Source organism: Streptomyces lydicus (assembly GCF_001729485.1).
GTDB classification, from domain to species: domain Bacteria; phylum Actinomycetota; class Actinomycetes; order Streptomycetales; family Streptomycetaceae; genus Streptomyces; species Streptomyces lydicus_D.
In genome coordinates this window covers 7687003-7705874 of record NZ_CP017157.1, presented here as the reverse complement: position 1 = coordinate 7705874, position 18872 = coordinate 7687003, and the positions used below count along the sequence as shown (strand labels likewise).

17 protein-coding genes are annotated in these 18872 nt (G+C 71.4%); 14 read left to right on the top strand and 3 right to left on the bottom strand.

Annotated features, from left to right (window positions below; all coding sequences use genetic code 11):
• Positions 1 to 208 precede the first annotated feature (208 nt).
• On the bottom strand, positions 209 to 577 hold the full coding sequence (locus SL103_RS33440) for a YbjQ family protein (protein WP_069572694.1): 369 nt from the start codon (positions 575 to 577) through the stop codon (positions 209 to 211).
• A gap of 198 nt (positions 578 to 775) precedes the next feature.
• Here SL103_RS33440 and SL103_RS33435 point away from each other — a divergent pair, with 198 nt between their 5' ends.
• Both SL103_RS33435 and SL103_RS33430 read left to right on the top strand, forming a co-directional pair.
• Entirely contained in the window at positions 776 to 1492 is a 717-nt protein-coding gene (locus SL103_RS33435) for a DedA family protein (RefSeq protein WP_069572692.1), read from the top strand.
• Positions 1493 to 1759: 267 nt separating this feature from the next.
• Complete coding sequence (locus tag SL103_RS33430; RefSeq protein ID WP_069572690.1) at positions 1760 to 3472, top strand: threonine/serine ThrE exporter family protein; 1713 nt, start codon at positions 1760 to 1762, stop codon at positions 3470 to 3472.
• A 108-nt stretch (positions 3473 to 3580) separates the two neighbouring features.
• On the opposite strand, the gene SL103_RS33425 is transcribed toward SL103_RS33430, so the two are convergent.
• The gene (locus tag SL103_RS33425; protein WP_033268944.1) at positions 3581 to 4075 is read right to left on the bottom strand and encodes an inorganic diphosphatase; all 495 of its coding nucleotides are present in this window, start codon (positions 4073 to 4075) and stop codon (positions 3581 to 3583) included.
• A gap of 86 nt (positions 4076 to 4161) precedes the next feature.
• Here SL103_RS33425 and dacB point away from each other — a divergent pair, with 86 nt between their 5' ends.
• From dacB to folE, 6 genes are all read left to right on the top strand, one after another.
• The gene (gene dacB / locus SL103_RS33420; RefSeq protein ID WP_069572688.1) at positions 4162 to 5736 is read left to right on the top strand and encodes a D-alanyl-D-alanine carboxypeptidase/D-alanyl-D-alanine endopeptidase; all 1575 of its coding nucleotides are present in this window, start codon (positions 4162 to 4164) and stop codon (positions 5734 to 5736) included.
• Positions 5737 to 6122: 386 nt separating this feature from the next.
• A complete protein-coding gene (locus SL103_RS33415) occupies positions 6123 to 7268 on the top strand; it encodes a zinc-dependent metalloprotease (protein ID WP_069572686.1) in 1146 nt (381 codons plus the stop codon).
• A 191-nt stretch (positions 7269 to 7459) separates the two neighbouring features.
• A complete protein-coding gene (tilS, locus tag SL103_RS33410; protein ID WP_069572685.1) occupies positions 7460 to 8467 on the top strand; it encodes a tRNA lysidine(34) synthetase TilS in 1008 nt (335 codons plus the stop codon).
• Positions 8468 to 8553: 86 nt separating this feature from the next.
• A complete protein-coding gene (gene hpt / locus SL103_RS33405) occupies positions 8554 to 9093 on the top strand; it encodes a hypoxanthine phosphoribosyltransferase (RefSeq protein WP_033269017.1) in 540 nt (179 codons plus the stop codon).
• Positions 9094 to 9329: 236 nt separating this feature from the next.
• Positions 9330 to 11342 carry an ATP-dependent zinc metalloprotease FtsH gene (gene ftsH, locus SL103_RS33400; protein WP_069572683.1) on the top strand — a complete coding sequence of 671 codons (2013 nt, stop codon included), beginning with the start codon at positions 9330 to 9332 and terminating at the stop codon, positions 11340 to 11342.
• A gap of 121 nt (positions 11343 to 11463) precedes the next feature.
• Complete coding sequence (folE, locus tag SL103_RS33395; RefSeq protein WP_033268949.1) at positions 11464 to 12069, top strand: GTP cyclohydrolase I FolE; 606 nt, start codon at positions 11464 to 11466, stop codon at positions 12067 to 12069.
• Positions 12070 to 12114: 45 nt separating this feature from the next.
• Here the strand turns inward: folE and SL103_RS33390 are convergent, their stop codons facing one another.
• On the bottom strand, positions 12115 to 13230 hold the full coding sequence (locus SL103_RS33390) for an alpha/beta hydrolase (RefSeq protein WP_069572682.1): 1116 nt from the start codon (positions 13228 to 13230) through the stop codon (positions 12115 to 12117).
• Positions 13231 to 13371: 141 nt separating this feature from the next.
• Between SL103_RS33390 and SL103_RS33385 the strand changes: the two genes are divergently transcribed.
• The 6 genes from SL103_RS33385 to SL103_RS33360 all read left to right on the top strand — a co-directional run bounded on the left by SL103_RS33385 (position 13372) and on the right by SL103_RS33360 (position 18846).
• The gene (locus tag SL103_RS33385) at positions 13372 to 15219 is read left to right on the top strand and encodes a phosphatidylglycerol lysyltransferase domain-containing protein (RefSeq protein WP_164492927.1); all 1848 of its coding nucleotides are present in this window, start codon (positions 13372 to 13374) and stop codon (positions 15217 to 15219) included.
• An 89-nt stretch (positions 15220 to 15308) separates the two neighbouring features.
• On the top strand, positions 15309 to 16226 hold the full coding sequence (gene folP, locus SL103_RS33380) for a dihydropteroate synthase (protein ID WP_244304102.1): 918 nt from the start codon (positions 15309 to 15311) through the stop codon (positions 16224 to 16226).
• Between the two features lie 5 nt (positions 16227 to 16231).
• The gene (locus SL103_RS33375) at positions 16232 to 16729 is read left to right on the top strand and encodes a nuclear transport factor 2 family protein (RefSeq protein WP_069574347.1); all 498 of its coding nucleotides are present in this window, start codon (positions 16232 to 16234) and stop codon (positions 16727 to 16729) included.
• 513 nt (positions 16730 to 17242) lie between these two features.
• Positions 17243 to 17617, top strand: a complete 375-nt coding sequence (gene folB / locus SL103_RS33370) for a dihydroneopterin aldolase (protein WP_030414985.1) — start codon at positions 17243 to 17245, stop codon at positions 17615 to 17617.
• Entirely contained in the window at positions 17601 to 18197 is a 597-nt protein-coding gene (gene folK, locus SL103_RS33365; protein WP_069572678.1) for a 2-amino-4-hydroxy-6-hydroxymethyldihydropteridine diphosphokinase, read from the top strand. The genes folB and folK overlap by 17 nt, the downstream gene beginning before the upstream one ends.
• Before the next feature lie 163 nt (positions 18198 to 18360).
• Complete coding sequence (locus SL103_RS33360; protein WP_069572676.1) at positions 18361 to 18846, top strand: DUF3180 domain-containing protein; 486 nt, start codon at positions 18361 to 18363, stop codon at positions 18844 to 18846.
• The last annotated feature ends 26 nt before the right edge of the window (positions 18847 to 18872 follow it).

Genomic DNA, 18872 nt, shown 5'->3' with positions numbered 1-18872 from the left:
GCCGGCGTGACGGTGCGCACCCTGCACCACTACGACGGCGAACACCGACGCCCTCGCCGCGCGCATGGACGCCGGAACGGCCCCGTCCGCGCCGGCGGCGACGGACCTGGCCGAGGCCGCCAACGCCGCCCGGCACGCCTAGGGGCCGTGCGGCGGCCGCTCACCGGCCGCCGTACGGGCCGGGGCCGGCCCCGTGCCCCCGGACGCCTCAGGGCTGCGGAGTCAGTACCGCCGCGGTGCCGTACGCGCACACCTCGGTGCCGACGTCCGCGGCCTCCGACACGTCGAAGCGGAACATCAGCACCGCGTTCGCACCCCGCGAGCGGGCCTGTTCCACCAGCCGTTCCATCGCCTGGTTGCGGGTCTCGACGAGGGTCTTGGTCAGCCCCCGCAGCTCGCCGCCGACCAGCGACTTCAGGCCCGCGCCGATCTGGCTGCCCAGGTGCCGGGAGCGCACCGTGAGGCCGAAGACCTCGCCGATCACCCGTTCCACGTGAAACCCCGGCACGTCGTTCGTCGTCACCACCAGAACGTCGGACTGCGCGCGCTGCCCGCCGCCGTACTCCTCGATGCCCATGGCCGGCCACCTCCTTACGGCCAGCATCGCCCGGCCCCGGGGGGCCGGCCAGCGGTCGGGGAGCGGTCGGGTGGCGGGCCCCGACGGGCGCCTGGAACCAAGGGGCGGCGTCCGGCGTTGATAGTTTTGGGCCGCACACGCGCCTGTACCCCCGTCGCTCGTACGATCCGGCGCCCTCGACCCAGGAGCCTTCACCCCGTGAATACTCTCGCGCTCGGCCCGCAGTGGCTGGACCCGGACTACCTGATCGCGACGTTCGGCCTGATCGGCGTCCTGGTCATCGTCTTCGCGGAGTCCGGCCTGCTGATCGGCTTCTTCCTGCCGGGTGACTCGCTCCTGTTCACCACCGGCCTGCTGGTGACGACGAACAAGCTGGACCGCCCCCTGTGGCTGGTGTGCAGCCTGGTCGTCCTCGCCGCCGTCCTGGGTGACCAGGCCGGCTACCTCTTCGGCCGGAAGGTCGGCCCGTCCCTCTTCAAGCGCCCCGACTCCCGCCTCTTCAAGCAGGAGAACGTCGAGAAGGCGCACGAGTTCTTCGAGAAGTACGGCCCCAAGTCGCTGATCCTGGCCCGATTCGTGCCGATCGTGCGGACGTTCACGCCGATCGTCGCCGGTGTGAGCCGGATGAACTACCGCTCCTTCCTCACCTTCAACGTCATCGGCGGTGCCCTGTGGGGCGCCGGTGTCACCCTGCTCGGCGCGCTGCTCGGCAACGTCGAGTTCGTCCACAAGAACATCGAGCTGATGCTGGTCGCGATCGTGCTGATCTCCGTGATCCCGATCGCGATCGAATTCCTCCGGGCACGCGGCAAGGCCAAGAAGCAGGGGGCGGCGCCGGTTCCGCCCACGCAGCCGGGCCGCCCGCACGGCGCGACCGCGGACAGCGCCCGCCGCGGGCGGCACGCCAAGCGCTGAACCGCCCGGCGCGGCAGGCGCCGTATCCCGCCGGCACGGTCCCCGGGAGTAAGGGGCCGACGGCGGGGGAGACGATCACCAGAACCTTTCAGGAGTTGCTCCGCCGCGCGCCCGCTCCCCGGCCGCGGCGGTTCCTGCCGTGGAGGCGGCGGTGGTCGGGCACGGTGCGGGGAGCGGAAAGGTGCCCCCTAAGCGAGCACCCCGTCCGGTCATCAGGCATCGTGTCCTTGGACCACCCCCCAGGAGGCCAACAAGGAGCGAAGACCCGTGGCGTCGGACCCACACGCACCGGACCAGGGCAGCGGAGCCCCCGAGGACCGCAAGCCCGCGTCGGACGAGGCGCACAGCGCCTTCACCCCGCCGCTCGGTGTTCCCTACCCCCCGTTGCCCGAGGACGAGCACCCCACCTCCGAGTTCGCCCTCCCCGCCGGCCTGCGGCCGGAGGCGCCGGCCGAACAGGAGGGCTCCGCCTTCGTGCGGCCCGGCAGCACCACCGGTCAGACACCGCTGCCCAAGCCCGTCGGCGCCACCGCCATGAGCCTGGCCTTCACCCCGCCGCAGGGCATACCGGCCATCAGCCTGACCAAGGAAGCGCCCTGGCAGGACCGGATGCGCACGATGCTGCGGATGCCGGTGGGGGAGCGGCCGGTCCCCGAGCGCCTCGGGGGCGGCGACGAGGAGACCGGTCCCGCGGTCCCCCGCGTACTCGACCTGACGCTGCGCATCGGCGAGATCCTGCTGGCCGGCGGTGAGGGCGCGGAGGACGTCGAGGCGGCGATGTTCGGCGTCGCGTACGCCTACGGGCTGGAGCGCGTCGAGCCGACCGTCACCTTCACCCTGCTGTCGATCTCGTACCAGCCGTCGCTGGTCGACGACCCGATCACGGCCAGCCGGACGGTCCGGCGCCGCGGCGTCGACTACAACCGGCTGTCCGCGGTCTTCCGGCTCGTCGACGAGATCACCTCGGAGGGCCTCACCCTCGAAGAGGCATACCGCGGCCTCGCCGAGATCCGCCGTAACCGCCACCCCTACCCGAGCTGGGCGCTGACGGTGGCCTCCGGGCTGCTGTCCGGTGCCGCCTCCATGCTCGTCGGCGGCGGGCTGCTGGTGTTCGTGGCGGCCGCGGTGGGCTCGATGCTCGGCGACCGGCTGGCGTGGCTCGCCTCCGGCCGGGGACTGCCGGAGTTCTACCAGTTCGTGGTCGCCGCGATGCCGCCCGCCGCGGTGGGCGTCGCCTTCGGCCTGGCACACGCCAACGTGCAGGCGTCCGCGGTGATCACCGGTGGGCTGTTCGCCCTCATCCCGGGGCGGGCGCTGGTCGCCGGCGTGCACGACGGGCTGACCGGTTACTACATCACCGCCGCCGCCCGTCTGCTGGAGGTCGGCTACCTGATCGTCGGCATCGTCGTCGGCGTGCTCAGCGTGCTGTACATCGGGCTGCAACTGAACCCGGGCCTGCGGCGGCTCAACCCCGAACAGGCGCTGGGCACCTACAACGTGCCGGTGGTGCAGACCATCGCGGCGATGCTGCTGGCGCTGGCGTTCTGCGTACTGCTCCAGCAGGAACGTCACACCGTGGCGTTCGCAACCCTGAACGGTGGGGTGGCCTGGGTGGTCTACGGCGCCCTCGCCTACGTCGCCGGCATCAACCCGGTGCCCGCCACCGCCATCGCGGCCGGACTGGTCGGTCTCTTCGGCCAGTTGCTCTCCCGCTACCGCTACGCCTCAGCACTGCCGTACGTCACCGCCGCCATCGGCCCGCTGCTGCCCGGTAGCGCCACGTACTTCGGCCTGCTCAACTTCGCCCAGGGCCACCTGCCGCAGGGCCTCACGTCGCTGGTCCAGGCCGCCTCGCTGGCGCTGGCCATCGCGGTGGGGGTCAACCTCGGCTCCGAGGTCGCCCGGCTGTTCCTGCGCGCCCCCGGCATGCAGGCGGGCGGCGCCGGCCGCCGCGCGGCCAAGCGCACCCGCGGCTTCTAGGGCGGTCACCCGCCCGGCCCGACACGCACGACGGGCGGCACCCGACTGGGTGCCGCCCGTTCGCGTACGAAAATCAGAGCGCGGAAACCGCCGCGCGCCCGGGTCGGGTCAGTGCCCGCCGCCGTGCGACTCGAAGCGCTTGTACGACGCCTCGATCTCGGCCTCGGCCTCGGTGCGGCCGACCCAGTCGGCGCCCTCGACGGACTTGCCGGGCTCCAGGTCCTTGTAGACCTCGAAGAAGTGCTGGATCTCCAGGCGGTCGAACTCCGACACGTGGTGGATGTCACGGAGGTGCTCCACGCGCGGGTCCGAAGCCGGGACACACAGCAGCTTGTCGTCGCCGCCGGCCTCGTCCGTCATCCGGAACATGCCGATCGCGCGGCACTTGATGAGGCAGCCGGGGAAGGTCGGCTCGTCCAGGATGACCAGGGCGTCCAGCGGGTCGCCGTCCTCGCCCAGGGTGTTCTCGACAAAGCCGTAGTCGGCCGGGTAGCTGGTCGAGGTGAAGAGTCGACGGTCCAGGCGGATCCGACCGGTCTCGTGGTCCACCTCGTACTTGTTCCGCGAACCCTTCGGGATCTCGATGGTGACGTCGAACTCCACGGGTGGCTCCTCCATGATCAACACATACGTCTGGTGATTAAGTGTCCCCCACGCAGGTGTGTGGTGGCGAAAGGGGCTGGTCCGAGGTGCCGGAGACCAGAACATGGCAGGTCAGATGGCGGTCGGCGCAGCGTTCCGCGCGGGCGGCGACGCGCGCGGCGGTGCGGACCGCCCGGGCGGCGGCCGACGCCGCGCGACAGACCTGGCAGGCCACACCGCGCCACACCCAACAGACCTGGCGGCTGACGGCGGTCTCCGCAGCCACCGGTCTTGCGGTCGCGATCGTCGCGGTGGCGGCGGCCGGCCCGTGGGACTCGGGTCAGCGTACGGCCGAGCGCACCGAGGCGGCCGTCATGGACGGTGCCAGTGGCGAGCATCACGCCCCGGCCCCGGACCGGCCGGCGCCCAGCGCGCCACCGGTGCTGCCCGCGCTCGGCGTCCCCACCGCGGCGGCCGGCCGGGGCGCGGCACCGGTCCCGACCGACGCGGGCCTGGCCGACGCCCTCGCGCCGCTGCTCAAGGACCCGGCGCTGGGGCCGCTGCGCACCGCCTCCGTCGTCGACGTCGCCGCCCGCCGCCAGGTCTTCGGCGACGGCCAGGACAAGGCCGCCACCCCCGCCTCCACGGTCAAGCTCGCCACCGCCGTCGCCGCGCTGGCCACCCGCGGCCCCGACCACCGCATCGACACCACCGCCGTCCTGGCCGGCAAGGACCGCGTCGTGCTGGTGGGCGGCGGCGACCCCACCCTGACCGCCCGCGCCCCGCGGCCGGACGCCGCCGAGCAGCCCGCCAGCCTGCGGGCGCTCGCCGAGGCGACCGCCCGTGCGCTCCACAAGCGCCACCTCGGCACCGTCGGCCTCGGCTACGACGCGTCCGCCTACGCGGGCCCCGTCCAGCACCCCATCGGCCCCAACGAGAACATCGCCCCCGTCACCGCCCTGATGACCGACGAGGCGCGCCTGGACGACAGCGAGCACGGCCCCGCACCGCGCGAGTCGGACCCGGCCGACGCCGCCGCCCACACCTTCGCGGACCTCCTCCACGAGTACGGCATCACCGTCGACGGCGCCCCCGCCGCCGCCAAGGCCCCCGCGAAGCCGGAGCGTCTCGCCGAGGTCCACTCCCTGCCGTTGTCCGCCCTCGTCGAGCGGATGCTGACGTACTCCGACAACGACATCGCCGAGGCGCTGGCCCGCCAGACCGCGCTGGGCGCCGGCCGGCCCGCCAGCTTCGACGGCGCCGCCGGGGCGGTCCGCGCTGCCCTGGCCCGCCAGCACCTGCCCCTGGCCGGCGCGGTCTTCGCCGACGGCAGCGGCCTGGACCGCGCCGACAAGGTCTCCGCCGGCCTGCTCGCCCACCTCCTGCTCCAGGCGTCCGACCCGGGCCAGCCCGCCCTGCGCCCGGTGGTCACCGGCCTGCCGGTCGCCGCCTTCACCGGCACCCTCAGCAACCGCTACACCGGCCAGAGCGCGGGCGCCGGCGCCGTACGGGCCAAGACGGGCACCCTCACCGGCGTGAACACCCTCGCCGGCACGGTCGTCGACGCCGACGGCCGCCTGCTGGTCTTCTCCTTCATGACCTCCGGCACGACGGACCCCCAGGGCGCCCAGAAGGCCCTCGACAACTTGGCCTCCGCGGTGGCGAACTGCGGGTGCCGATAGCCCACGTTGTTGTCCGTCCCGCCGTGGTGGTTGCTCGCCGTTGCGCCTGCGGCGGGCGTGGGTGGTTGGGTGCGGTGCCGCTCCTCCGGACTTCGTCCTGCGGCGCGACCCCTCCCGTAGTGGGAGAAGTAAAGGCCGGTGGGGGTGAGCGTCACTAACGACGCTCACCCCCACCGGCCTTCAAGATTCCCTCCCACGGGAGGGGACGGACCGCAGGACGAAGTCCGGAGGGCCGGCACCGCACCCGACAACAACCCGGCCCGCCGCAGGCGCAACGGCGAGCAACACCCACGGCGGGACGGACAACAACGTGGGAAGCCCCCACCACGGCGGGAAAGCCGACAACGTGGGAGTCAAAACCCACGGCGCCCACGTACGGTGAACTCATGACGAGCATCGGTGGAACCGAGATGGTCGACTGGAATCTCGCGGCCGCGACCGCGACCCGGTTCGTGCGGCCGGGGCCGGAGGTGAGCCGGGACGAGGCGCGCGCGATCGTCGCCGAGCTCCGCCGGCACGCCAAGGCGTCCGAGGCGCATGTGCGGGCCTTCACGCGGATGGCACAGCCGGACGCGACGGGCGAGGCGCCGCACGACACCCCCGTCCTGGTCGTGGACCGGCCCGGCTGGATCCGGGCGAACGTCGCCGGGTTCCGGGCCGTGCTCAAGCCGCTGCTGGCCAAGATGGAGGACCGCCGTTCCACGCTGCCCGGTGGCGCGGTGCTCGGCGCGGTCGGCGGCAAGGTGACCGGCGTGGAGCTGGGCATGCTGCTGTCGTTCCTGGCGTCGCGGGTCCTCGGCCAGTACGAGACCTTCGCCCCGGCCTCCCGCGCCCTGCCCGCCGCCGCGCAGGGCGGCCGGCTGCTGCTCGTCGCGCCGAACATCGTCCACGTGGAGCGCGAGCTCGAGGTGGACCCGCACGACTTCCGGCTGTGGGTGTGCCTCCACGAGGAGACGCACCGTACGCAGTTCACCGCCGTGCCCTGGTTGCGCGACCACATCGAGGGCGAGATCCAGTCGTTCCTCGGGGAGACCGACATCGACCCGGGCACGCTCCTGGAGCGGCTGCGGGAGGCCGCCCAGTCGCTGGCCGGCGCCAAGCCCGAGGGCGAGGAGGGCGAGGACGGCGGTCGCTCCCTCGTCGATCTCGTGCAGACCCCGGCGCAGCGCGAGATCCTCGGGCGGCTGACCGCCGTGATGTCGCTGCTGGAGGGGCACGCCGACTATGTGATGGACGGTGTGGGGCCCGACGTCGTGCCGTCGGTCGCCGAGATCCGGGAGAAGTTCCAGAAGCGCCGGGCCAGCGGCGCCGGCCGGCTCGACCAGGCGCTGCGCAAGCTGCTGGGCCTGGACGCCAAGCTGCGGCAGTACCGCGACGGCGAACGGTTCGTCCGGGCGGTGGCCGAGGAGGTGGGCATGGACGGTTTCAACCGCGTGTGGACGTCACCGAACACCCTCCCCACCAAACAAGAGATCGCCAAACCGGCGGACTGGATCGCGCGGGTGCACCGCAAGGCGGACGGGGCACCGTAGGCGAAAGTTGTGAGCTGGGCACGCCGCATGGCAGTAGAGCGCCCCTTCAATCACCCGTCTGAGGGACCGTTACCGAGGGATAGGCGTGCAATGCTCGGGGAACCGCTCGCCTCTGTCACCATCTAGGCACTCTGTGTGACGAAGGTGCCTCGCTGGCCCGAGGCTCCCCAGCTGAACGATTGGAAACGGACATGGGTCCCCATCCAGCGGTCGCCGCGATACGCCTGGCGGTCCGCCGCGTACTCCACGACGTGCTCAACCACCACTGCGCACAGGACCGGCGCGAGCCCCCGCTCGTGCTCGTCGCGTGCTCCGGCGGCGCCGACTCCATGGCGCTCGCCTCCGCTCTCGCCTTCGAGGCCCCCAAGCTGGGCGTCCGCGCCGGGGGCATCACCATCGACCACGGCCTCCAGGAGGGCTCCGACCTCCGCGCCGCCGAGGTCGCCCTGCGGATGCGGGCCCTGCGGCTCGACCCCGTGGAGGCCGTCGCGGTCACCGTGGGCCGCGAGGGAGGCCCCGAGGCGGCCGCCCGGGACGCCCGCTACGCCGCCCTCGACGCGGCCGCCGAGCGCCTCGGCGCCGACGCCGTCCTCCTCGGCCACACCCGCGACGACCAGGCCGAGACGGTCCTCCTCGGCCTCGCCCGCGGCTCCGGCACCCGCTCGCTGTCGGGCATGGCCGCCACCAGCGGACACGATGGCCGCTACCGCCGGCCCTTCCTCGACGTGGACCGCCAGACCGCCCGCAAGGCGTGCCTGATCCAGTCGCTGCCCGTCTGGGACGACCCGCACAACACCGACCCCGCCTACACCCGCTCCCGGCTCCGCCACGAGGGCCTGCCCGCCCTGGAGAAAGCGCTCGGCAAGGGCGTCGTCGAGGCGCTGGCGCGCACCGCCCAGCTGTCCCGCGACGATGCCGACGCCCTGGACGCCTGGGCCGCCGCGGCCGAGGGCACCGTCCTCGACGACACCGGCTCGCTCGACGTCGCCGCCCTGTTCGCCCTGCCGCCCGCCGTGCGCCGGCGGGTGCTGCGCCGGGCGGTGATCGGTGCCGGTTCCCCGGCCGGTTCGCTCTTCGCCCGCCACATCGAGGAAGTGGACCGGCTGATCACGGCCTGGCGGGGGCAGGGAGCCATCAATCTGCCCGGGCGCGTGGGTGTGCGACGGCAGGGTGGCAGACTTGTCATCCGGCAGGGCTGAGCCGCAGACGCCGCCTTGCAGCCGAAGTCTCACGACTGACGTGAACACCGAATCGAGCGAGAGTGGCACGGGTGGACGACAAGGACATGGGCGCCGACCTTCAGTCGGTACTCATCACCAAGGAAGAGATCGACGCCAAGCTGGCCGAGCTTGCCGCGAAGATCGATGCGGAGTACGCGGGCAAGGACCTGCTCATCATCGGTGTCCTCAAGGGCGCGGTGATGGTGATGGCGGACCTGGCGCGCGCGCTGTCCTCCCCCGTCACGATGGACTGGATGGCGGTGTCCTCCTACGGGGCGGGCACCCAGTCCTCCGGTGTGGTCCGCATCCTCAAGGACCTGGACACCGACATCAAGGGCAAGCACGTCCTGATCGTCGAGGACATCATCGACTCCGGTCTGACGCTGTCGTGGCTGCTGTCGAACCTCGGCTCGCGTGAGCCGGCGTCGCTGGAGGTCTGCACGCTGCTGCGCAAGCCGGACGCGGCCAAGGTGGCCATCGACGTGAAGTGGATCGGCTTCGACATCCCCAACGAGTTCGTCGTCGGCTACGGCCTGGACTTCGCGGAGAAGTACCGCAACCTGCCGTTCGTCGGTACTCTCGCGCCCCACGTCTACGGGGGCTGAACAGCTTTCGCGGGCCGGCGGGAACCCTTCGGGGCTTCCCGCCGTTGGAGCAGGGAGAGCGGAATCCTCGGTTGCATGTTCACCGTCGGCGCAGGCGCCGGGTGACAATGCTGGGGTACCGTCCGAAGGCAGTTCTTTTTTCGGGCCAGTAATACACCGTACGCACGACCAGCCCACCCAAGGGCGTTGTGCCTCACTGTGGCAGGAGGGACGGGGCCGCAAACGGCTCCGTATGGATGGACGTGAAGCGATACTTCCGTGGGCCGGTCATGTGGATCGTGCTGGCCGTCCTCGCCGTGGTCGTGTTGATGCAGGTCGTCGGCTCGTCCGGCGGCTACAAGACGGTGGACACCGGTCAGGTCGTCAAGGCGATCGCTGACAACAAGGTGAAGTCCGCCGAGCTGACGACCGGTGACGAGAACAAGATCAAGATTGAGCTGTCGGGCTCCAACAAGATTGAGGGCTCCAACAAGCTCCAGGCGAGCTACATCGGCGACCAGGGCGTCGACCTGGCGAAGAACCTGCAGGCCAAGTACCAGACCGGCGAGATCAAGGACGGGTACACCGTCTCCCCGTCGAAGCAGAACCCGTTCGTCGGCGTGCTGCTCTCGCTGCTTCCCTTCGTCCTCATCGTGGTCGTCTTCCTGTTCCTGATGAACCAGATGCAGGGCGGCGGCTCCCGGGTGATGAACTTCGGGAAGTCCAAGGCGAAGCTGATCACCAAGGACACCCCCAAGACGACGTTCGCCGACGTCGCCGGGTCGGACGAGGCGGTCGAGGAGCTCCACGAGATCAAGGAGTTCCTGCAGGAGCCGGCGAAGTTCCAGGCCGTCGGCGCCAAGATTCCCAAGGGCGTGCTGCTGTACGGCCCGCCCGGAACGGGCAAGACGCTGCTGGCGCGTGCCGTCGCCGGCGAGGCGGGCGTCCCGTTCTACTCGATCTCCGGTTCCGACTTCGTCGAGATGTTCGTCGGTGTCGGTGCCTCCCGGGTCCGTGACCTGTTCGAGCAGGCCAAGGCGAACGCCCCGGCGATCGTCTTCGTCGACGAGATCGACGCCGTCGGCCGGCACCGCGGTGCGGGCCTGGGCGGTGGCCACGACGAGCGTGAGCAGACCCTCAACCAGCTGCTGGTCGAGATGGACGGCTTCGACGTCAAGGGCGGCGTGATCCTCATCGCCGCGACGAACCGCCCGGACATCCTCGACCCGGCGCTGCTGCGCCCCGGCCGCTTCGACCGGCAGATCGCCGTCGACCGTCCGGACCTGCAGGGCCGTCTGGAGATCCTCAAGGTCCACCAGAAGGGCAAGCCGGTCGCCCCGGACGTCGACCTGTCGGCCGTCGCCAAGCGCACCCCCGGCTTCACCGGTGCCGATCTGTCGAACGTGCTGAACGAGGCCGCGCTGCTGACGGCCCGCAGCGACGAGAAGCTGATCAACAACCACTTCCTGGACGAGGCGATCGACCGCGTCGTGGCCGGCCCGCAGAAGCGGACCCGGATCATGTCCGAGAAGGAGAAGAAGATCACCGCGTACCACGAGGGCGGACACGCCCTGGTCGCGGCGGCCTCACCGAACTCCGACCCGGTTCACAAGATCACGATCCTGTCCCGCGGCCGGGCCCTGGGCTACACCATGGTGCTGCCCGACGAGGACAAGTACTCCACCACCCGCAACGAGATGCTCGACCAGCTGGCGTACATGCTGGGCGGCCGCGCGGCGGAGGAGCTGGTCTTCCACGACCCGACCACGGGCGCCGCGAACGACATCGAGAAGGCGACCGCCACGGCCCGCGCGATGGTCACGCAGTACGGCATGACCGAGCGGCTCGGTGCGATCAAGTTCGGCACCGACAACTCCGAGCCCTTCCTGGGCCGTGAGATGGGTCACCAGCGCGACTACTCGGAAGAGGTCGCCGCGCTGGTCGACGAAGAGGTCAAGAAGCTGATCGAGACCGCGCACAACGAGGCGTGGGAGATCCTGGTCGAGAACCGCGACATCCTCGACAACCTCGTGCTGACGCTCCTGGAGAAGGAGACGCTCAACAAGGAGGAGATCGCCGAGCTCTTCAAGCACGTGGTCAAGCGCCCCGCGCGCCCCGCGTGGACCGGTTCGTCGCGCCGTACGCCCTCCAGCCGCCCGCCGGTGCTGTCGCCCAAGGAGCTGGCCCCGGCCAACGGTTCCGTGGCGACCTCGGCCACCGTCTCGACGGAGAAGGCGGAGGCTCAGGAGGAGCCGCGCACCGAGAGCTGAGTGCCGGCGGCCCCCACGGCCCCGGAATAAATGCCGCGCCCCCCAGGTTTAGCCTGGGGGGCGCGGCATTTCCGCGATACAGCCGCGCCGCCGAGCGGGCGCAGAAGGAACGAGGCACCAAATGACCGACCCTGTGACGCTGGGCGTCGACGGCAAGATCGGCGAGTTCGACGAGAAGCGCGCCGAGAACGCCGTCCGCGAGCTGCTCATCGCCGTGGGCGAGGACCCGGACCGGGAGGGTCTGCTGGAGACCCCGGCGCGGGTCGCCCGTGCCTACAAGGAGATCTTCGCCGGCCTGTGGCAGAAGCCCGAGGACGTGCTGACGACCACCTTCGACCTCGGTCACGACGAGATGGTGCTGGTCAAGGACATCGAGCTGGTCTCCAGCTGCGAGCACCACCTGGTGCCGTTCGTCGGGGTGGCCCACGTGGGCTACATCCCGTCCGCCGACGGCAAGATCACCGGGCTGTCGAAGCTGGCCCGGCTGGTCGACGTCTATGCCCGCCGCCCGCAGGTCCAGGAGCGGCTGACCACCCAGATCGCGGACTCCCTGATGGAGATCCTGGAGCCGCGCGGGGTGATCGTCGTCATCGAGTGCGAGCACATGTGCATGACCATGCGCGGGGTCCGCAAGCCCGGCGCCAAGACCACTACCTCGGCGGTGCGCGGCCAGCTGCGGGACGCGGCGACCCGCGCCGAGGCGATGAGCCTGATACTCGCCCGCTGACACGGCTCCGCCGGCGGGGAAACCCCGCCGGCGGAGGTACGGCCGTCAGGCCGTCAGGTGGTTGCCCAGCCACTGCAGCGCCGCCGGGATCTCGCGGCGCCAGGTGTTGAAGTTGTGGCCGCCGCTGTCGAGGATGATCGACGAGATGCGGGTGGGCGACTTGGTCTGCTCGATGAAGCGCATCGTCTGGTGGTAGTTGCCCTCGCCCTGCTTGCTGCTGGTGACCAGCAGGTTCACCGGGGGAGCGGGCATGTGCCGCTGGCGCCACAGCAGGTTGTTCTCCCGCTGGAGCTGCGAGTTGCCGCCGAAGAGGTCACCGGTGGTGGCGTCCAGGGGAGCCTTGTAGGCGCCGGAGAGGGCGACCGCGGTGGAGTACGCCTCGGGGTGGCGCATGGCCATCTTCAGGGCGCAGTAGCCGCCGGTGGAGTCGCCCATGACGCCCCAGCTCTTCGCCTGGCTCCCTATTCGGTAGTGCTCGGTGATGTCCCGGCGCAGGTCCTTGGTGAAGAACGTCTCGGTCTGCGGGCCGTTCGGTATGTCGACGCATTCGGTGTCGCGGGGCGGCGCCACCGTCGGGCGCATCATCACCAGAACGGTCGGCCGCATCTTGTGCTTGCCGAGCAGTTCGTGCTGGGTCTGCGGGAAATGCAGCTTTTTGTACAGTGCCTCCGCGGTGCCCGGATAGCCGGTGAGCACCAGAGCCGCCGGGAATTTCTGCTTCGCGTATTTCTTCTGGAAGTACTGCGGCGGCAGATAGACGAATGCCGGGCTGGCGATCCCGGAATGCTCGCCCTGGATCAGTACCTTGTCGATGCGGCCGGCGGACGCGGGCCGCGACCCGTTCTGCACGCTGATCCGCTCGGTCCCCAGCATCTCCAGCTTGGTGCCGTTCGGGCCGGTCTGATAATTGGTCACCACGCCCGGCTCCTGCTCCTGGCCGAAGAGGTCGGCCCAGGAGGCGTAGAAACCGAAGGAGTTGTTGGCGAACAGACCGATCGCGGCGAAGATCGAGAGCTGGGTGGCCAGCAGCAGTCCGACGCGTCCCAGGACGGCGCGCCAGTTCCCCTTGGACAGCCGTGGCCAGAGCCACACGGTGAGGACGAACAGTGCCACCGCGACGAGGACGGCAAGAAGCAGCACTTTCTTGCTGGTGAGACCCATGTGGTGCTTTCTTCCGGGCGGCCGGGTCATCCGTACCGCTGATGGAACCCCGAGCCCTGAAACGCCGTCATACAGGGCGCAAAAAGTCCAGATGCTGCGACAAGGCTCGCACGTTCTCTCGACCGGGGCGACGGGAAAGTGATGTCTGACAGGCTAGATGGCGAAAAGTCGGAGAAGGTTGCGTGGCGAACGCCACGCTGGCTCCGCGGCCCGCGGCCCGCGGCGGTGCCGGGGTTCGTCGGCACGGCCGGCGTGATCGTCGGCCTGCTGAACCTGGCGGCCGGCGTGTTCCCGCGGTTCCGGCACAGCCGTATGCACGCGGTGGCCGAGGTGCTGCCGGGAGCGGTCAGCCCGCTGGCGGCCGCCGCGTCCATCGTCGTCGGCATCCTGCTGCTCCTGCTGGCCCACGGACTCAAACGGCGCAAACGGCGGGCGTGGGTGGCGGCGGTGGCCCTGCTGCCGGTCGGTATCGCCGCGCAGCTCGGTTACCGGCACTCCGTCTTCGGCGCGGTGCTGTCGCTGGTGCTGCTGGTGTTCCTGGTGTGGCACCGCAAGGAATTCGCGGCGCTGCCCGACCCCCGCAGCCGCTGGAAGGCGCTGGCCAACCTGGTCGTGCTCGGCGGCGCCAGCTTCGCCATCGGCATGGTGATCGTCAGCTCCCACCCCCACAAGATCGTCGGCTCGCCGTCCTTCGCGGCGCGCGCCGAGCACGTCCTGTGGGGCATGTTCGGCTTCGAGGGCCCCATCGGCTACACCAACCAGGTCGACTACACCGTCGGCTACTCCCTCGGCGCGCTGGGCCTGCTGACCGTCGCCACCACCGCGTACCTCGCCTTCCGGCCCGAGCACCCGGCGGCCCGGCTGACCGAGGACGACGAGGCACGGCTGCGCGAGCTGCTCGCCACCCACGGCGCCCGGGACTCGCTCGGATACTTCGCGCTGCGCCGCGACAAGGGCGCGGTGTTCTCCCCGTCCGGCAAGGCCGCGGTCTGCTACCGGGTGATCTCCGGCGTGATGCTCGCCAGCGGCGACCCGATAGGCGACGTCGAGGCGTGGCCGGGCGCCATCGAGCGCTTCATGGAGGAGGCCCGGGCGCACTCCTGGACGCCCGCGGTCACCGGCTGCAGCGAGACCGGCGGCCAGGTGTGGACCCGGGAGACCGGCATGGACGCGCTGGAGCTCGGCGACGAGGCGATCGTGGACGTCGCCGGCTTCACCCTCAGCGGGCGCGCGATGCGCAACGTGCGGCAGATGGTCAAGCGCATCGAGCGCAACGGCTACCACACCCGGGTGCGGCGGGTGCGCGACCTGGAGCCCGAGGAGCTGGCGCGGCTCCAGCAGGCCGCGAACGACTGGCGGGACACCGACACCGAGCGCGGCTTCTCGATGGCGCTGGGCCGGATCGACGCGGTGGCCGACGGCGACGCGGTGATCGCCACCGCCCATCTGCCGGCCGGCGAGGGGGAGGAGCCGGGGGCGTACGGGGACCTGAAGGCGATGCAGCACTTCGTGCCGTGGGGCGACAGCGGGATCTCGCTGGAGCTGATGCGGCGCGACCGCAGCGCCGACCCGGGCATGAACGAACTGCTGATCGTCGCGGCGCTGCAGGCCGCCCCGGACCTCGGGATCAAGCAGGTCTCGCTGAACTTCGCGGTCTTCCGCTCGTCCCTGGAGCGCGGCGAGAAGCTCGGCGCGGGGCCGGTCATCCGGGTCTGGCGGGGGATGCTGATCTTCCTGTCCCGCTGGTACCAGATCGAGTCGCTCTACAAGTTCAACGACAAGTTCCAGCCGCGCTGGGAGCCCCGCTTCGTGGTGTTCCGCAACAGCCGCGACATCCCGCGCATCGGCCTGGCGGCGCTGCAGGCCGAGGGCTATCTGGAGCTGGGCCTGCCGCGCGTACTGCGGCGCAGGAAGGCCGCGGAGCCGCGGCCGTGCGCACACGTCGTGGAGCGGGCGCGGACCGCGGGCGCGGTCGAACCGGCGGCCTGACGGACACCGGCGGACCGCTCCGGCCGGTGCGGTCCGCCGCACGCGGTGGCCGCAATCCGGCCGGTCGGCACACGGCCTACGCTGGTGCCATGAGTACCTTGCGTGGCCGGGTGGCCGGACTGCCGGACTGGGACCGCTGCGCGGTGATGGGCGTCGTGAATGTGACGCCCGATTCGTTCTCCGACGGCGGCGAGTGGTTCGACACCGAACTCGCCGTCAAACACGGCCTGGACCTGGTGGCGCAGGGCGCCGACCTGGTCGACGTGGGCGGCGAGTCCACCCGGCCGGGCGCGGCGCGGGTCGACGAGACCGAGGAGCTGCGGCGGGTCGTCCCGGTCGTACGGGAGCTGGCCGCGGCCGGTGTGGTGGTCTCCGTCGACACCATGCGGGCGTCCGTCGCCGAACAGGCGGTCGAGGCCGGGGCGCAGCTGGTCAACGACGTCAGCGGGGGCGCCGCCGATCCGGCCATGGTGCCGGTGGTGGCCGCCCACCACGTCCCGTTCGTGGTGATGCACTGGCGCGGCCAGTCCATCGACATGAACAACCGTGCCGTCTACGGGGACGTGGTCGGCGAGGTCGTCGACGAACTGGGGCGGGCCATGGAGCGCGCGGTGGCCGGCGGCGTCGACCCCGACCGGATCGTCATCGACCCCGGTCTGGGCTTCGCCAAGGCGGCCGAGCACGACCTCGCGCTGGTCGCCCACCTGCCGCGGCTGCGGGCGCTGGGCCGACCGCTGCTGGTGGCCGCATCGAGGAAACGGTTCCTGGGCAGGGTGCTGGCGGGCGGCACGGAAGCCGCCCCGCCGCCGGCCCGGGAGCGGGATGCCGCGACGGCGGCGGTGTCGGCGATCGTGGCGCGGGAGGGGGCCTGGGCGGTGCGGGTGCACGAGGTCAGGGCGAGCGCGGACGCGGTACGGGTGGCCCGTGCCGTGGAGAGCGCGACAGCAGGTACGGCCGGTGACGGCGGGACGAGCGGGACGACGGCGAATTCGACGGGAACGGTGTGAGCGGCTTGGGCCCACGGACGGACATCGAGTTGGTCGAGCAGGCCAACACGACCCTGTACGAGACCATCGAGCGCGGCGATCACGAGGCGCTGGCCGAACTGTGGCTGGACGGCCAGGTGAGCGTGGTCCACCCCGGCTGGCCGGTGCTGCGGGGGCGCGGTGAGGTGCTGCGCTCGTACGCCCTGATCATGGCGAACACCGAGTACATCCAGTTCTTCCTGACGGACGTGGAGATCGATGTCATCGGTGACACCGCCCTGGTGACCTGCACCGAGAACATCCTCAGCGGCGGTCCGGCGGAGGACGACGGCTCGGTGGGCCCGCTGATCGGCCAGCTGGTCGTGGCGACCAATGTCTTCCGGCGTACGGAGGAGGGCTGGCGGGTGTGGTCGCACCACGGGTCGCCGGTGCTGGCGGACCGGGACGACGACGAGGACGAGGACGGCGAGGGCGGCGGGGCCGGGGGGCTCGGCGAGGGCGAGGGCGACGAGGGCGTCCTCTGAGGCGGTCCGCCGGGCGCGTGAGGCGGCCCGCCGGACGGCTTCCGGGAAGCGGGCGGCGATGCGTGCGCGCGGCGGGCTCCGGTGCGTCCTGACGGGCGTGCGGAGCTCGTGCGCACGGCGCGCGGCCGTACGTCTCAAGATCCGGTCGGCCCGGCGTGTGAACCTTGCCATGGCCGGCTGCTCTTGCGCTCCCGGCGGCGGGGTGCGCACCGCGTCAGCGGGACACGTCAGCCATCCGGGCGAGGGCGCACCCGTTCGAGCCAAGTGCGGCACGGGTAGGGGTGGGGCGTGCGGAGGGGGGTAAGAGGCCGCGCGGACGATCTCCCGGCCCGCTGGCTGTGCCGTGCTTAGCAGCAGGACGGGGACATGTCCATAGCCCCCGTGGGCGAGGACTGTCGGTGCTCGAAGGTAGATTCGATGGCGGGGCAGTGTTGCCGGATCGCTCCGGACGCCTGCCCGGAACCGACGAAACAGTGGCGCCAGAGGTGCCGTGGACCAGTGGGAGTGATTCGCGTGGATCGTGTCGCGCTGCGTGGGCTGAAGGCCCGGGGCCACCACGGGGTGTTTCCCCGTGAGCGCGAGGAAGGCCAGACCTTCATCGTCGACCTGGTTCTCGGTCTGGACACCCGCCAGGCGGCCGCATCCGACGATCTCGCGAAGACCGTGCACTACGGCGTCGTGGCCGAGGAGGTGGTGGCCGTCGTGGAGGGCGAGCCCGTCGACCTCATCGAGACCCTGGCGGAGCGCATCGCCGACCAGTGCCTCAAGCACGAGGGCGTGCAGGAAGTGGAGGTGGTGGTGCACAAGCCGGACGCGCCGATCACCGTCCCCTTCGACGACGTGACCATCACCATCACTCGGAGTCGAGTACATGAACACCAGCAGTGACCCGACCGTTCAGCCGGTGCCCGCCTCCGTCGTGGAGCAGGTGGACGCCGCCGATGTGACGCTCTCCAACCCCAAACGCGCCGTGATCTCCCTCGGCAGCAACCTCGGCAACCGCCTGGAGACCCTCCAGGGCGCCGTGGACGCGCTGGAGGACACCCCTGGCCTGCGCGTCAAGGCGGTCTCGCCGGTGTACGAGACCGAGCCGTGGGGCGTGGACGCCGCCAGCCAGCCGGCGTACTTCAACGCCGTGGTGCTGATCAAGACGACGCTGCCGCCGGAGTCCCTCCTGGAGCGCGGGCACGCGATCGAGGAAGCCTTCGAGCGGGTGCGGGACGAGCGCTGGGGCCCGCGCACGATCGACGTCGACATCGTGGCCTACCAGGACGTCCTCTCCGACGACCCGCTGCTGACGCTGCCGCACCCGCGCGCCCACGAGCGGGCGTTCGTGCTGGTGCCGTGGCTCGACGTCGACCCGGAGGCGGAGGTCCCCGGGCGCGGCGCGGTGGCCGAACTGCTCTCTGCGGTCGGCCGTGCGGGCGTGGTGGCCCGCGCCGACCTGGAACTGCGGCTGCCCGAGTAGCCGTTAGGGTTGCGGGTCGGCTGCGCGGGAAGCGGCTCCGTACGGCAGGCGTACGGAGTGGCGCCATGCGGGAGATATGCCTACGCAGTGGACAACGCGGCCATAACGGCAAGATGGTCGTGACGGCAGGGATGGTCATGACGGTGCGAGGGGCGAGCGCTCGGTGAAGCAGCTACACATCAAGGTGCTGGTCGGGCTGTTCCTGGCGGCCGGCGTGCTGGCCTGGGGAGTCGCCAGGCTGTGGGACTCCCTCGGGACCCTGCCCAGCGTGCCGGTGGCCGCGCCGATCGTGCTGGCGCTGATCGCCGCCGTGCTCGCCGCGACCGCGCTCGCGCTTCGCGCACGGCTGCGCGCCCAGCGGGAGCGACGGCCCGGAGCGAAGGGCGTCGACCCGCTGGTGGCCGCCCGCGCGGTGGTCTTCGGCCAGGCCAGCGCGCTGGTCGCGTCGCTGGTCGCCGGGCTCTACGGCGGCGTCGGCATCTTCCTGCTGACCTCCGGCCTCGATGTGGAACCGCGCCGTGACCAGGCGATCTACGCCGGTCTGTCGGTGCTCGCCGGCGCCGCGGTGGTCGCCGCGGCGATCTTCCTGGAGCGGGTCTGCAAACTGCCGGACGACGACGGCAACGGCGGGGTCGACGCGGCGGTGTGATCCGCCGGGCCTGCCCAGGCCGGGCG